Source organism: Comamonas sp. 14P8.1.4, from assembly GCF_057799285.1.
In genome coordinates, this window is record NZ_JBYOKN010000005.1 from 135,894 (window position 1) to 150,912 (window position 15,019).

The following is a 15,019-nucleotide window of genomic DNA, read 5'->3' on the forward strand; positions in this document are numbered from 1 at the left end:
CCGCGATTGTGCGGCGCAGGGGCTTGGCGCACCAGCCGCTGGGCGGCCAGGGCTTGATCTGCCTCAAGCCCTGGAGCTGCTGCCTCAGGCCTTGCTGGGCTGGCCCAGGCTGCGCAGCACATCGCGCACCATCTGTGCGCGGGCCTTGGGGTCGGGCAGCTCGCGCTCAATGCGCAGCTTGTCGTTGCCTGCCAGCTTGATGTGCTTGTTCTTCTGGATCAGGCTGATGATCTGCATCGGCTCAATCGGCGGGTTGGGCTTGAAGGTGATGTTGATCACCCCGGGCGCCGCATCCACCTTGAGCACGCCATAAGGCTCCGACAGCACGCGCAGGCGGTGGGTGTCGATGAGGGTCTGCGCCTGCGCAGGCAGCTTGCCAAAGCGGTCCACAATTTCTTCGAGCAGGTTGTCGATCTGGTCGGTGGTTTTGGCGGTCGCTAGCTTTTTGTAGAACGACAGACGCAGGTGCACATCGCCGCAGTAGTCGTTGGGCAGCAGTGCCGGAGCGTGCAGATTGATTTCGGTGGTGGCCGACAGGGGCGAGAGCAGGTCTGGCTCTTTACCCGCCTTGAGGCTGCGCACTGCTTCGGCCAGCATCTCGTTGTAGAGCTGAAAGCCGATTTCCATCATGTTGCCGCTCTGGTTTTCGCCCAGCACCTCACCGGCACCGCGAATTTCCAGGTCGTGCATGGCCAGGTAGAAACCGCTGCCCAGTTCCTCCATTTGCTGGATGGCCTCCAGGCGCTGCTGGGCCTGTTTGGTCAGGCTCTCCAGGTCCGGTACCATCAGGTAGGCATACGCTTGGTGGTGGCTGCGGCCGACGCGGCCACGCAGCTGGTGCAGCTGGGCCAGGCCGAACTTGTCGGCGCGGCTGATGACGATGGTATTGGCCGAGGGCACGTCAATACCGGTTTCAATGATGGTGGAGCACAGCAGGATGTTGAAGCGCTGGGCCACAAAGTCGCGCATCACCTTTTCCAGCTCGCGCTCGGGCATCTGGCCGTGGGCTACGGCGATGTGGGCCTCGGGCAGGATGGCTTCCAGCGCCTGGCGGCGGTTCTCGATGGTCTCCACCTCGTTGTGCAGGAAGTAGACCTGACCGCCACGCTTCAATTCACGCAGCACGGCCTCGCGGATCACGCCCTGGCTTTCACTGCGCACAAAAGTTTTGATCGCCAGGCGGCGCTGCGGGGCGGTGGCAATCACCGACAGATCGCGCAGCCCTTCCAGCGCCATGCCCATGGTGCGGGGGATGGGCGTGGCCGTCAGCGTCAGCACATCGACTTCGGCGCGCATGGCCTTCATGGCCTCTTTGTGGCGCACGCCAAAACGGTGTTCCTCGTCAATGATGAGCAAACCCAAGTCTTTGAACTGGGTAGAGGGCGACAGCAATTTGTGCGTGCCTACAACGATATCGACCGAGCCTTCACCCAGCCCTTGCAAGGCAGCGTTGACTTCTTTGGTGGTGCGAAAGCGCGAGACCTCGGCAATCTTGATGGGCCACTTGGAAAAGCGATCCACCAGCGTTTGGTAATGCTGCTCGGCCAGCAGCGTGGTGGGCGCGAGGAAGGCCACTTGTTTGCCGCCCATGGCCGCAATGAAGGCGGCACGCAGCGCCACCTCGGTCTTGCCAAAGCCCACGTCGCCGCAGACCAGGCGGTCCATGGGCTGGGGGCTGACCATGTCGTGGATCACAGCGTGAATGGCCGCGTTCTGGTCGGCCGTCTCTTCAAAGCCGAAGTCCTGGGCGAACTGCTCGTAGTCCTGCGGGCTCAGGCGGAAGGCATGGCCCTGGCGTGCCGCACGGCGCGCGTAGATGTTGAGCAGCTCGGCAGCGGCATCGCGCACCTGCTCGGCCGCCTTGCGCTTGGCTTTTTCCCACTGGCCGCTGCCCAGGCTGTGCAGCGGTGCAGATTCAGGGGTCACGCCCGTGTAGCGGCTGATGTGGTGCAACTGGCTGACGGGCACATAGAGCACGGCGTCCTTGGCGTACTCCAGGTGCAAAAACTCCTGCAGCGCTGGTGTGCCATCGTCGTTTTTCTGGCCCACATCCATGTTGATCAGGCCGTGGTAGCGGCCGATGCCGTGCTGGCTGTGCACCACGGGGTCGCCCACCTTCAGCTCGGACAGATCTTTGATCAGCGCATCGACATCGCTGACCTGTTCTTGCTTTTTGCGGCGGCGCGTGGCGCCTGCGGCGGTGGCGAACAGTTCGGTCTCGGTGACGAAGTCAATGCCAGCCTCGATCCAGGCAAAGCCGCGCATCAGGTTGGAGGTGGCAATGCCCAGTGGCTCGTGGGCCGTACTCTGGAACTCAAACAGCGAGTCAAACGCAGGCGGGTTCAGCTGCGAGGCGCGCAGAAAGTCCAGCAGGCTTTCGCGGCGGCCATCGCTTTCGGCCAGCACCAGCACGCGGCGTTTGGCCGATTGCACATGCTGCTGCAGGCGTTGCAAAGGCTCTTCCGCGCCGCGCTGCACCGACAGGTCGGGCAATTGCTGGAAGATGGCGCTGTCTGGCACATCTTCCACACCGGGGCGCAGGGCCAGCTGGGCATAGGCTTTGGCGCTGGTGTAGAACTGGTCGGCGCTCAGGAACAGGCTCTCGGGCGGCAGGGCGGGGCGCTCGGGGTCGCCCTGTACCAGGCGGTAGCGCTCCTTGGTGTCTTGCCAAAAGCGGTGGAAGGCGGGTTCCAGATCGCCGTGCAGCACCAGTGTGGCGTCATCACCCAGGTAATCGAACACGGTGGCCGTGGCATCAAAGAACAGCGGCAGGTAGTACTCAATACCAGCGGTGGCCACACCCAGGCCCATGTCCTTGTAGATACGGCTGCGCGTGGGGTCACCCTCCAGCAGCTCACGCCAGCGGTGGCGGAACTTGGTGCGCGCTTCCTCGTCCATGGGGAACTCGCGCCCGGGCAGCAGGCGCACTTCCTTGACGGTGTCCAGGCTGCGCTGGCTGTCGGGGTCGAACACGCGGATCGAATCGATCTCGTTGTCAAACAGGTCCACGCGGTAGGGCACGTCTGAGCCCATGGGGAACAGGTCGATCAGGCCACCGCGCACGGCGTATTCGCCGTGGCTGACCACTTGCGAGACGTGCTGGTAGCCCGCCAGCGTCAGCTGCGCCTTGAGTTTGCCCTCGTCCAGCTTTTGCCCCTGCCGGAATTCAAAGGTGTAGCCAGCCAGGAAAGCGGGCGGGGCCAGGCGGTACAGCGCTGTGGTGGCGGGCACCAGCACCACATCGGCGCCATGGGCATGGTCGCGCTCGCGAATGCGCCACAGCGTGGCCAGGCGCGCGCTGATCAAATCCTGGTGGGGTGAGAAGGCGTCGTAGGGCAGGGTTTCCCAGTCGGGAAACAGGGCACAGCGCAATTGCGGCGCAAAAAACGCCATTTCATCGATCAGGCGCTGGGCATCGCTGGCGTCGGCGGTCACGATGGCGGTGATACGGCCTTGGCTTTTTTCACGCTTGGCCAGTTTGGCCAGCAGCAGGGCATCGGCACTGCCTACGGGCGTGGGCCAAGAAAAACGTTTACCGGGCGTGAGTTTGGGCAGATCCATGGAGCCAGAAATCCTGTTGCTGCAAGCGCTGGGCCTGCAAAAAGCGCGGAAATGCGGCGCGCAGCCGCGAGGGACAAGCCGTCGATTCTAGAATGCTGCGCATGACAGACTTGCTTGCTGCTGCGAAAGCGCCTGGGTTGCCACAGGGTCGTTTCTGGGGATTGATCCCGTGCGCCGGTGTCGGTGCGCGTGCCATTCCCGCAGGGGCACCCACACCGGATCTGCCCAAACAGTACCACCCCGTGGCGGGCCAGCCACTGGTGTTGCACACGCTGGCGGCGTTTGCCGGCGTGCAGCGCCTGGCGGGCACGCTGGTGGCCGTGGCGCCCCATGACCAGTTTCTGGACAGCTACAGCAGCACCATGTGGTGGCATGCCCCGTGCGGCGGTGCCACCCGTGCAGACACCGTGATCGGTGGGCTGAAAGTGCTGCTGGCTAAAGGTGCAGCGCAGCACGACTGGGTGCTGGTGCACGATGCGGCGCGTTGCTTGGTGACGGCCCGCCAGATTGAGCAGCTGATCGCCGAGTGCGAGGACGATGCCGTGGGCGGCTTGCTGGCGCATAAATTGCCCGACACGCTCAAGACCGCTGTGACGGGTGCCAACGGCGTGCGTGTGTCCGCCACGGTCGACCGCAGCGACAAATGGTTGGCGCAGACGCCGCAGATGTTCCGCCTGGGGCCGCTGCTGGATGCGCTGGGCCGCTTGGGGCCAGCGGCCACCGATGAGGCCAGCGCCATGGAGGCCATGGGCCACCGGCCCAAGCTGGTGCCCGGTGGGGCGCAGAACTTCAAGGTCACGTACCCGGATGACTTTGCCCTGGCAGAGGCCGTACTCACCCAGCGCGGCGGTGGTGCTACGCTGGAGCTGTTCAAAGGCAAGCGCAACACCCCGCAGCCGAGCGGCAATCCTTTTTTCTGATTAAGCAATAAATTGGCCGCTAGCCCGCAAGGGACAAGCGTGAATAGCTATGAATTTTCGTATTGGTGAAGGCTGGGACACCCATGCTCTGGTGGAAGGCCGCAAGCTGATCATCGGCGGGGTGGAAATTCCGCACGACAAGGGCCTGCTGGGGCATTCCGATGCCGACGTGCTGCTGCACGCCATCACCGACGCCATTTTGGGCGCGGCTGGCCTGGGTGATATTGGCCGCCACTTTCCAGATACGGCGGTGGAATTCAAGGGCGCGGATTCCTTCGTGCTGCTGCAGGAAGCCGCCCGTCGCGTGCGCGAGAAGGGCTGGGAGTTTGGCAACATCGACAGCACCGTGATTGCGCAAAAGCCCAAGCTGGCCCCGCACATTCCCGCCATGCAGCAGCGCATTGCGCAGGCCCTGGGTGTGGCGCCAGACCAGGTCAATGTCAAAGCCAAGACGGCGGAGAACATGGGCCCGGTGGGCGAGCTCAAGGCCATGGAGGCCAATGCCGCTGCGCTGATCTATAAGAAATAAAAAAGAGAGCTGCTGGCGCTTGCTGGATAAGCGCTGGCATCATTTTTTGTTTGATTTCTTGCCGCCATGAAAAAAGCCCTGGTGCACCAGCACGCAGGGCTTTTTGTTTTTGGCACCAGGCGCTCAGACCGCGTCAGGCGGCAGCTGGCGCTTGACCTGGGGGCGCTGCAGGCGGTGCTGCGGGTCCTGGCCGTCGGGTACATCGGTCACGCGCTGCAGCTGGATGTTGGAGGCTAGACCGCCCGCGTTGGCGTTGGTGATGGAGAAGATACCACCCATGCGCTGCACCGTCTTGTCCACGATCGACAGGCCCAGCCCCGCGCCAGCGGCGGCGGTGCGCGCCGAGTCGCCGCGGAAGAAGGGCTGCGTAAGGCTGGACAGCTGCTCGGGCGGCACGCCCGGGCCATGATCGCGCAGGCGCATCAGCACCCAGTTTTCACGGGTTTTGATGGAGATGTCGACGTAGGCGGTGTCGGTATCTACGGTCTTGCCGTAGCGGCGAGCGTTTTCCAGCAGGTTGGAGATGACACGCGCCAGCTCCACCTCGTCGGCCATCACGTAGATGTCGTCCGGGATGGACATGGAAATTTGCAGTTCACGGTGGTTTTGCACTGCGTACACGCATGAGGCCACCACGGCGTGCAGGTTGACCACCGTCAGCGTGACGTGGTCGGGACGGGCGTAATCGAGGAATTTGTCGATGGTGGCGTCCAGCTGCACGATGTCGGCGACCATGTGCTCGCGCGCAATATCGTCCTGCACGCTCATCTCGGTCTCCAGACGCAGGCGCGCCAGCGGCGTGCGCAGATCGTGCGAGATACCGGCCAGCATGACGGCGCGCTCTTGCTCCAGCTTGGCCAACTTTTGGGCCATGCGGTTAAAGCCGATGTTCACCTCGCGGATTTCGCTGGTCACGGCCTCTTCATCGAGGCGGCTGGCGGCAAAGTCGCCGTCGCGCACGCGGTTGGCCGCGTAGCTCAGCTGTTTGAGCGGGCGGTTGATCAGGCGGGCGATGACGGCCGCGCCGGCCAGCGACAGCAGACCGGCGGTGCTCAGCCAGATCAGCCAGGTGCGGCCACTGGCGGAGACGAAGCGCGATTGGTCAAGCAGCAGCCAGTTGGGGTCTTCATCGATGGTGAAGCTCACCCACAGCCCGGCTTCACCGTTGACGCTGCGCGCCAGGATGGTGTCAGCGCCCAGGCGCGAGGTCAGCAGCTCTTCCAGGCGCAGGTTCAGCTCTGTCGGGGCCAATGCTTCAAAGCGGTCTTCCGGCTCGCGGGGCTGAATGCGCACGCCTTCCTGGTCGGCCATGGTTTTGATCAGCGATACGCGGGCGATGGCGTCCGAGTGCTGCAGCGCTGCACGGCTGAGGTTGACCAGCGAGGCAATCTGCTGCGCGGTCTGCAGCGTGCGCGGGTCAAACTCCAGCGCACGCAAGGTCTGCAGCCACGCCAGAATGCTGCCCAGCAGCAGCAGTGCCAGCAGGAAGAACGTGCGCCAAAAGAGGTTCAGGCCCACGCGGGAGCGTGTGCCTGTCTCATCGGAATCGCTGGAGCCGTTGCGACTGCCAGCAAGCATAGAGGGGGGGGACATGGCGAAAGGGCGCACCAGGCGCCTTTGTGTGTCTGAGTCAGGGAAAAGCCGTGATCTTAGTTCGTACCATCGGGTACGAACACGTAGCCCACACCCCAGACGGTCTGGATGTAGCGGGGCGCGGCGGCGTCTTCCTCGATCAGCTTGCGCAGGCGCGAGACTTGCACGTCCAGGCTGCGGTCAAACGGCTCAAACTCACGGCCACGGGCCAGCAAAGCCAGTTTTTCACGCGACAGCGGCTGGCGTGGGTGGCGCACCAGTGCCTTGAGCATGGCGAATTCACCGGTCGTCAGTGGCAGCTCTTCTCCATCTTTTTGCAGCACGCGTGTGCCCAGATCAAAGCTGAAGGGGCCGAAGGTGACGGTTTCGTTGTCGCCAGACGGTGCACCCGGGGCTTCCACAGGGGGGCGGCGGCGCAGCACGGCATGAATGCGTGCCAGCAGTTCGCGGGGGTTGAAGGGTTTGCCCAGGTAGTCGTCGGCGCCCACTTCCAGGCCGACGATGCGGTCGACATCTTCGCCCTTGGCGGTGAGCATGATGATGGGCGTGCGGTCATTGGCAGAGCGCAGGCGGCGGCAGATGGACAGGCCATCTTCGCCCGGCATCATCAAGTCCAGCACGATCAAATCGACGGTTTCACGCAGCAAGATGCGGTTGAGCGCCTTGCCATCTTCGGCAATCATGACTTCAAAACCCTCTTGGGTCAGGTAGCGGCGCAGCAAGTCGCGAATGCGTGCGTCATCATCTACGACCAGGATCTTGTCAGTGCGATTGTTGTTGGTTGTGACCATGGATTCACCCCTTGTCCAATTTGTAACAGAGCCAATTCTGACCAGCTTGGCGCGAAAAATTCCCGTTTTTGGCGATGTTTGACACAGTGTTACATGTCTTGCCAAAAAGAGGGAGACGCCTGTCACCCCAAATAGCCCTTGTCTGTCATGCTTTCGGAGGTGTCTGCAAGCACCTGTCGTGTTTTATGGAAAAAAGGAATTCTTCTATGCAGCTTCGAGTTTCAGGCGCACCTTTTTTGCGCCAATCCGTGGGGGTATTGCTGTTGATCGCTGGTGCCGTGGCGGGGGCAGGTGCTGCCCAGGCGCAAAGCCCGGAGGTACTGCGCAATGTGGTGCAGCTGTCAGCATCCGGCAATGTGGAGGTCAACCAGGACTGGCTGCAGATGAATCTGTCCACCACACGGGAAGGCAGTGATGCGACGGCGGTACAAAAGCAGTTGCAGCAGGTGGTGGATGCGGCCATGCGCAGCCTGAAGCCGCAGGCGCAGGGCCAAGACATGCAGGTGCGCAGTGGCAGCTTTGGCGTGTACCCGCGCCATGGCAATGACGGCAAGATCAAGGGCTGGCAAGGGCGCGCCGAGATCGTGCTGGAGGGCAAGGACTTCGCCCGCATCAGCCAGGCGGCAGCGCAGGTTAAGGACATGGCGGTGTCTGGCATGGGCTTTGGCCTGTCCAAGGAAGGGCGCCAGAAGGTGCAGGAGCAGGCGCAAAGCCAGGCGATCGACAACTTCAAGCAGCGCGCCAGCCAGCTGGCCAAGCAGTTTGGCTTTGCCAGCTATACCTTGCGTGAGGTCAGTGTCAACACCCAGGACGGTGGCTACGCCCCGCGCATGCAGCGCGCCAATGTGGCCATGGCCATGTCGTCCAAGATGGAGGCCGCAGACCCTGTGCCGGTGGAAGCCGGTAAAGAGCAGGTGACGGTGAACGTCTCCGGCTCGGTGCAATTGCAATAAGCTTTCATAAAGCTAGCTGCTAGCGCTGGTATTCATTGGGCTAGAAGCCAAAAAGCCTCTGAAGATTTCAGAGGATTTTTGTGGGGTGTTAGCCGGGTGCAGGGCCAGGACGCGGCGGTTGGGTGGCTTATTGGGCGGCCCAGCCACCATCCATATTCCACGCCACACCGCGCACGTTGTTGGCGGCGGCAGAGCAAAAGAATACGGCCAAAGCCCCCAGTTCTTCGGGGGTGGTGAATTGCAGGGAGGGCTCTTTCTCGCCCAGCAATTGTGCGGTGGCAGCTTCCACGCTGATGTGCTGGGCGGCGGCTTTGGCATCGACCTGCTTTTGCACCAGCGGCGTGAGCACCCAGCCCGGGCAAATGGCGTTGCAGGTAATGCCTGTGGTGGCATTTTCCAGCGCAGTGACCTTGGTCAGTCCGACGAGGCCATGCTTGGCCGCGACATAGGCCGATTTCTGCGCCGAGGCCACCAGCCCGTGCACCGAGGCTACGTTGATGATGCGCCCCCAGTTGGCCTTTTGCATGGCTGGCAGAGCCAGCCGTGTGGTGTGGAAGGCGCTGCTGAGGTTGATGGCCAAGATGGCATCCCACTTTTCGGCAGGGAAGTCCTCAATCGGGGCCACATGCTGAATGCCCGCGTTGTTCACCACAATGTCCAGGCGGCCAAAGCGCTCGGCGCCGAAGGCCATCATGGCGGCAATCTCAGCAGGCTGGCTCATGTCGGCGCCGTGGTAGTCCACCTGGATGCCATGGGCCTGGCCTGCGGCCATGACCTGGGCTTTGGCTGCATCGACATCGCCAAAGCCATTGAGCAAAATATGCGCGCCCTGTGCCGCCAGTGCTTGCGCAATCCCTAAACCAATGCCGCTGGTGGAACCCGTGACCAGCGCTGTCTTGCCCTTGAGCATCTTGGTGTCTCCGCTGAAATATGAATTAGGATGGAATCCACCGCATTATCCAGCGGTCAGATGAGGCTGTGCACCCATGATTGAACCTACGCTGAACTACGTAACCTGCCCGGGCGCAGCGCGGCATGGCACTGAACAGCACCGCATGGCGTACTGGGAGTGGAACCAGACGGGCAACCCCTGGCATCCGCATGTGGTGGTGTGCGTACACGGCCTCACCAGGCAAGGGCGAGATTTCGATGTGTTGGCACGGGCCCTCAGTCTGCATGCCCGTGTCATCTGCCCCGATGTGGTGGGGCGGGGGCACAGTGACTGGCTGGCGCAGCCCATGCACTATGGTGTGCCGCAATACAGTCTGGATATGCTGGCCTTGCTGCAGCAGGTGCATGCGGCGGCGCCGATCCAGGTGCTGGACTGGGTGGGCACCAGCATGGGGGGCTTGATTGGCATGGCGATTGCGGGCAACCCGTCGCTGCAGTTGCCGGTACCTGTGCGCAAGCTGCTGCTCAACGATGTGGGGCCCGTGCTGGAGTGGCCCGCCCTGCAGCGCATTGCGGCCTATGTGGGTCAGTCTGCGCATTTTGAGACGGAGCAGCAGGCCGCCGATGCCTTGCAGCTGCTGTCGGCAGGTTTTGGTCCCCATACGCCGCAGGCGTGGCTGGCGCTGTCGAAGCCCATGCTGCGTCCCGCGCAGGGTGGTGGTTTTCAGCTCCACTACGACCCTGCGATTGCCCAGCCCATGCAGGGCATGACGCAAGCACAGTCCGAGCAGGGTCAGGAGGTGCTGTGGGCGCTGTATGACGCGATCCGGGCGCAGACTTTGCTTGTTCGTGGAACGCAGTCAGATTTGGTGACACAAAACACCGCACGAGCCATGCAAGCGCGTGGACCTCTTGCACAATGGATAGACCTTGAAGGTGTGGGTCATGCCCCCACTTTTGTGGCAGATGACCAGGTGGCCATCGCACGGAATTTCTTGTTGGGTGATGAATGAAAAAAGAACGAAAGACCCTGTCGCACGCGCCGCAAGTGCTGGGCTGGAGTCTGCACGGGGGGCAAGTATGCGCAGCGTGACGTCATTGCCCCCTACCACGGGTGAATATGGTGTGGTGCCCACGGGGCTGCGCCCTGGGGCGGTAGAGATGCCCCATTTGCTGGCTGCCACGGCAGGCAATATTCCGGATCAGGTGGATGCCTTGCGCCGCGCGCGCGCCTTCGCCGAGCCTTTGCTCGTGGGAGAAGAGCTGTCTTCAGGTGAAAACACCTTGGCCCACGCAGATGCCACAGCGGCCATCTTGCAAGGCATTGGTGGCTCAGAGGCCATGCAGGCCGCCTGCTATCTGGTGTACGCCAGCATGCACCTGAACAAGCCTTTGGATGTGCTGACCAAAGCGTTCGGCCCTAATTTTGCGGAGCTAGCGGTGGAGACCACCAAGCTGATGCATTTTCAGCAGCAGGCGCGCGGCGGTGATGCCAGCGCCCGCGTGGATGACCCCGCCACCCAAACCGAGACGGTGCGCAAGATGCTGCTGGGTTTTTCGCGCGATGTGCGCGTGGTGTTGCTGCGCTTGGCATCGCGCCTGCAGACACTGCGCTGGTATGCCGCAAGCAAGCGTGCAGTCTCTCCCAGCATGGCCTACGAGGCACTGCATGTGTTTGCCCCTTTGGCCAACCGCTTGGGTATCTGGCAGATCAAGTGGGAGCTGGAGGACTTGTCGTTCCGCTTCCTAGAGCCAGAAACCTACCGCAATATTGCCAAGCTGCTTGACGAGAAACGTGCCGAGCGCGAGGTCTACATGGAGCAGCTGCGCGCACGTCTGGAGTCAGGCTTGCGTGGCTACAGCATCAGTGCCACGGTCTCGGGGCGGCCCAAGCACATCTACAGCATCATCAAGAAGATGCGCGGCAAGTCGCTGAACTTTGACCAGCTGTTTGATATTCGCGCGCTGCGGGTGGTGGTGCCCAATGTCAAGGATTGCTACACCGCGCTGTCGTGGGTGCATGAAAACTTTCAGCCGATTGAGTCGGAGTTTGATGACTACATCGCCAAGCCCAAACCCAATGGGTATCAGTCGCTGCATACCGTTGTGCGCGATGAGCAGGGCAAGGCGATTGAAATCCAAATCCGCACGCAAGCCATGCACGACCATGCTGAAAATGGCGTTGCAGCGCACTGGGCGTACAAGGAAGCAGGCACCAAGGGGTATGCGGGCGTCAGTGCCACTGGCGAATACGACGCCAAGATTGCTGTGCTGCGCCAGCTGCTGGCCTGGGGTAAGGATTTGTCCGAGAACCCCTCGCACCGTGGCCTGTTTGATGACCGTATCTATGTGCTGACGCCGGATGCTGCCGTGATCGAGTTGCCCCAGGGCGCGACGCCGGTGGATTTTGCGTACTCGGTGCACACCAACTTGGGCCACCGCTGCCGGGGTGCCCGGGTGGACGGCAACATGGTGACGCTCAACACCCCTCTGCAAAGTGGGCAGACGGTGGAAATTACCACCGTCAAGGAAGGCCGCCCTTCGCGCGACTGGCTCAACCCTGAGCTGGGTTACTTGGTCAGCAACCGGGCCAAAGCCAAGGTGCGTGCCTGGTTCAATGCCCAGGCCATGAACGAGACAGTGACGCGGGGGCGCGAGGCGGTAGAAAAACTGCTGCAGCGTGAAGGCAAGACGGCCATCAAGCTGGACGATCTGGCGGTGCAGCTGGGCTTCAAGTCTGCCGATGCGCTGTTTGAAGTGGTGGGCAAGGATGAATATTCCCTGCGCAACATTGAAGTGGTGCTGCGCCCAGCCGAGCCTGCAGAGCCCGAAGAAGACATCCAGTCCATGGTGCGCAAACCGCGCGCCAACAATGCGGCCCATAAAGGGGGCGTGCTGGTCGTGGGCATTGACTCGCTGATGACCCAACTGGCCAAGTGCTGCAAACCCGCACCGCCGGATGACATTGGCGGCTTTGTCACGCGGGGCAAGGGCGTGAGCGTGCACCGCTCGGACTGCAGCAACTTCCGTGAAATGGCCGCTCGCAATGAGGAGCGTGTCATCGACGTGGCCTGGGGCTTGCCCAAGGCAGAGAAGGTGGCTGCGGTCTACCCCGTGGATGTCTCGGTGGAGGCGACCGACCGCCAGGGCCTGCTGCGCGATATCTCTGACGTGTTTGCCAAAGAGAAAACCAATGTGATCGGTGTGCAGACGCAGTCCGTGAAAGGCACGGCGTGGATGACGTTCACAGTGGAGGTTTCTGATTCCGGGCGCCTGAACAAGGTGCTGGGTATTGTGGCCAGCGTGGCTGGGGTGCGTTCTGCGCGCAGACGCTAATTTTGCAAACTTGAGTTTGGCCTGAAAAATTAATGCTACAATCGATGCTTCTGATTTTTCAGGCGCGTAGCTCAGTTGGTTAGAGCACCACCTTGACATGGTGGGGGTCGTTGGTTCGAATCCAATCGCGCCTACCAAATACTCAAAGCCCAGTTCTTCCTAAGAACTGGGCTTTTTTGTTGCCTGCTTCAATGGAAGTGGCGGTAAAGCGCGGTGATCCACGTGCCCGCGCACAACAGCAGTGCGAGCAACACTGCTGCGCTGCCAAAGTCTTTGGCTTTTTTGGACAGTTCGTGCCACTGCAAGCCAATGCGGTCCACGGTGGCTTCGATGCCAGAGTTGAGCAGCTCGACGATCAAGACCAGGCAGGCCGTGGCGATCAGCGCCAGCGTCTCCAGCCAAGTCTGCCCCAGCCAGAAGGCGCTGGGTAGCATCAAGGCTGCGGCACAGGCCTCTTGGCGGAAGGCTTTTTCATGCCAGGCTGCACGCAGGCCCTGCAGGGAATAGCGCGTGGCATGCCAAAGGCGCGAAAAGCCCGTGCGGTGTTTTTTCGGATTGGCTGGCAGGTCGGTATGGCTCAGCGCTGTGCCATGTGCGGGGTTACATGGGCCCCCCGAAGTTGGTGTCTGGATCATGCGTGACAGGTTCAGCTGATTTTCAGAGGGGCAGAGGTTCTGCAGCTTTGCAGAACGTCGAGCGAGCTGTTGTAGCTGCTGCTGTGCACATCCATCAGGCCCAAGACGGTGTGATAGAAGTTATCGTGGGTCAGCGCCTGATCCAGGTGATTGCGCACACAGGTTTCATTGACCTGTGTGCGTGCCAGCAAAGTCCCTGGCCACATGACCCACGGCACGTGTTTTTGTGTTTCTGGCGCGATCACATAGGGCAGTCCGTGTAGATAAAGCCCGTTTTCACCCAAGGATTCCCCGTGGTCTGCCAGATAAATCAGGCCTGTTTCATAGGTGTCTTGCTGGGCCTTGAGCCAGTCAATCGTGCGCGCGATGAACAGATCGGTCTCCACCATGCTGTTGTCATAAACGTTCACCAGCTGGCTGCGGCTGCAGTCGGAGGTGACATGGGTGGTGCACTCCGGCTGAAAGTGCTTGCTGGGTTCGGAAGAGCGGCGGTAGTACGCCGGGCCGTGGCTGCCCATCTGGTGCAGCACCAAGACCGCACCTTGGTCATTGCCGCCGTGGCTGATCGCTTGGAGCCGCTGGTCCAGCAAGGTGACCATGATTTGGTCCAGGCACTCGTCGTCCTTGCACCAGCGGTGAATGGCCTCTTTGCTGGCGATCTGATCAGCCTGCGCATGCGAGATGCGGTTGCAGACATCTTTGCAGCCTGCTTGGTTGTCCAGCCAGTCGACATTCAAGCCTGCGGTGTGCAGCACGTCCAGCAGGTTCTCGTACTCAAAGTTGCGTGACTCAAATTTTTCCTTGCCCAGGTGCGAGAACATGCAGGGCACAGAGGCCAGGGTATTTGTGCCACAGGAGTGCACATTGCGCCAATTGATCACATGGCGAGCCTCCATCTCTGGCGCGGTGTTGCGTGGGTAGCCATTGAGTCCAAAGTGATCCGCACGGGTGGTTTCGCCGACGATCAGCACCAGCAGTGGTGGCTTGTGTTCGGTATGGGTGGTGGACACGGGCACCAGCGGATGGCCAGCGTAGCTGCTGCCCAGCTTGGCATCTTCGCTGATGCGTTTGAAAGCCAGCTGGTGCTTGAACAGGGGCTTGAGCGTGACACTGCTGAACGAAACAATGCTGGCCAGCGGATTGATGAGGTAGCGAATTTCCGTGTGATTGCGCACCAGCGGCGCCATAGGCTTGTACAGCAGCAGCCCGCCTCCAATCACCATGCCCAAGCTTGCCAGCACCAGCGCGCCAGAGCGCCACAGGTTACGTTTCCAAGCCGTGGGCTTGAGTTGAATGCCCGCGTAGAGCACGGCAATGGGCAACCCTGCATACACGGCCACATGCAGCAGCAAACCACTGGTGAGCAAAGCCAAGCCTTCGCTGGTGTTGGTTTGCAGTGTGTTGCGCACCATGCTGCTGTCCATGACGATGCCGTAGTGCAGCATGAAGTACTGAACCGATGCCGCCACCAGCAGTGTCATGCTCCAGCCGATGCGGCGCACTTTGGGCCAGGACAGCAGCATGAACCACAGATAGCAGGCCGCAGCCAGAACGAGTGCCGTCAGCACTTGCTGCCAAGGGCTGAGGGCTTGTTCACTGGCCAGCTCAGACAGTTTGTGCCACCAGGCCTGATTGAGGCCGAGTACGCACCAGATGGCCAACAGCCATGCCGCCCAGCGTGGACTGATGGGGTAGCGCGGGAAGCGGGGTCTATGCGGTGCCGTGCTGGGGCTGCTGGCATGGGGCGAAGAAAGCGTGTGCGATTCAGACATGCATCGCACTGTAGGAAGCGTGCATGAATTTCCCCTGA

The 15,019-nt window shown here is 61.6% G+C and carries 11 protein-coding genes and 1 tRNA gene; 6 read left to right on the plus strand and 6 right to left on the minus strand.

The window, feature by feature from the left end:
• Positions 1 to 84 precede the first annotated feature (84 nt).
• Complete coding sequence (gene mfd / locus AC27VO_RS11000) at positions 85 to 3,561, minus strand: transcription-repair coupling factor (protein ID WP_488666758.1); 3,477 nt, start codon at positions 3,559 to 3,561, stop codon at positions 85 to 87.
• 101 nt (positions 3,562 to 3,662) lie between these two features.
• On the opposite strand from mfd, the gene ispD reads away from it, so the two are divergent.
• Positions 3,663 to 4,481 carry a 2-C-methyl-D-erythritol 4-phosphate cytidylyltransferase gene (gene ispD / locus AC27VO_RS11005; RefSeq protein WP_488666759.1) on the plus strand — a complete coding sequence of 273 codons (819 nt, stop codon included), beginning with the start codon at positions 3,663 to 3,665 and terminating at the stop codon, positions 4,479 to 4,481.
• A 49-nt stretch (positions 4,482 to 4,530) separates the two neighbouring features.
• Positions 4,531 to 5,010: a 2-C-methyl-D-erythritol 2,4-cyclodiphosphate synthase gene (gene ispF, locus AC27VO_RS11010; protein ID WP_488666760.1), complete on the plus strand. Its 480-nt coding sequence runs from the start codon at positions 4,531 to 4,533 to the stop codon at positions 5,008 to 5,010.
• Between the two features lie 123 nt (positions 5,011 to 5,133).
• Here the strand turns inward: ispF and AC27VO_RS11015 are convergent, their stop codons facing one another.
• The gene (locus AC27VO_RS11015) at positions 5,134 to 6,588 is read right to left on the minus strand and encodes a sensor histidine kinase (protein WP_488666785.1); all 1,455 of its coding nucleotides are present in this window, start codon (positions 6,586 to 6,588) and stop codon (positions 5,134 to 5,136) included.
• Positions 6,589 to 6,659: 71 nt separating this feature from the next.
• Entirely contained in the window at positions 6,660 to 7,394 is a 735-nt protein-coding gene (gene ompR / locus AC27VO_RS11020; protein ID WP_488666761.1) for an osmolarity response regulator transcription factor OmpR, read from the minus strand.
• Between the two features lie 206 nt (positions 7,395 to 7,600).
• On the opposite strand from ompR, the gene AC27VO_RS11025 reads away from it, so the two are divergent.
• Positions 7,601 to 8,347: an SIMPL domain-containing protein gene (locus AC27VO_RS11025; protein ID WP_488666762.1), complete on the plus strand. Its 747-nt coding sequence runs from the start codon at positions 7,601 to 7,603 to the stop codon at positions 8,345 to 8,347.
• A 127-nt stretch (positions 8,348 to 8,474) separates the two neighbouring features.
• Here AC27VO_RS11025 and AC27VO_RS11030 read toward each other — a convergent pair whose 3' ends face one another.
• Positions 8,475 to 9,257 carry a 3-hydroxybutyrate dehydrogenase gene (locus AC27VO_RS11030; protein ID WP_488666763.1) on the minus strand — a complete coding sequence of 261 codons (783 nt, stop codon included), beginning with the start codon at positions 9,255 to 9,257 and terminating at the stop codon, positions 8,475 to 8,477.
• Between the two features lie 76 nt (positions 9,258 to 9,333).
• Between AC27VO_RS11030 and AC27VO_RS11035 the strand changes: the two genes are divergently transcribed.
• The 3 genes from AC27VO_RS11035 (at position 9,334) to AC27VO_RS11045 (ending at position 12,711) form a co-directional block, all read left to right on the plus strand.
• The gene (locus AC27VO_RS11035; RefSeq protein WP_488666764.1) at positions 9,334 to 10,251 is read left to right on the plus strand and encodes an alpha/beta fold hydrolase; all 918 of its coding nucleotides are present in this window, start codon (positions 9,334 to 9,336) and stop codon (positions 10,249 to 10,251) included.
• A gap of 148 nt (positions 10,252 to 10,399) precedes the next feature.
• Positions 10,400 to 12,574 (plus strand): RelA/SpoT family protein, encoded by a 2,175-nt coding sequence (locus tag AC27VO_RS11040; protein ID WP_488666786.1) that lies wholly within the window; start codon positions 10,400 to 10,402, stop codon positions 12,572 to 12,574.
• Between the two features lie 60 nt (positions 12,575 to 12,634).
• A tRNA-Val gene (locus tag AC27VO_RS11045) sits at positions 12,635 to 12,711 on the plus strand.
• 51 nt (positions 12,712 to 12,762) lie between these two features.
• On the opposite strand, the gene AC27VO_RS11050 is transcribed toward AC27VO_RS11045, so the two are convergent.
• Complete coding sequence (locus tag AC27VO_RS11050) at positions 12,763 to 13,209, minus strand: diacylglycerol kinase (protein WP_488666765.1); 447 nt, start codon at positions 13,207 to 13,209, stop codon at positions 12,763 to 12,765.
• Between the two features lie 11 nt (positions 13,210 to 13,220).
• Positions 13,221 to 14,981, minus strand: coding sequence for a phosphoethanolamine transferase (locus tag AC27VO_RS11055; RefSeq protein WP_488666766.1), 1,761 nt, complete (start codon positions 14,979 to 14,981; stop codon positions 13,221 to 13,223).
• Between the last annotated feature and the right edge of the window lie 38 nt (positions 14,982 to 15,019).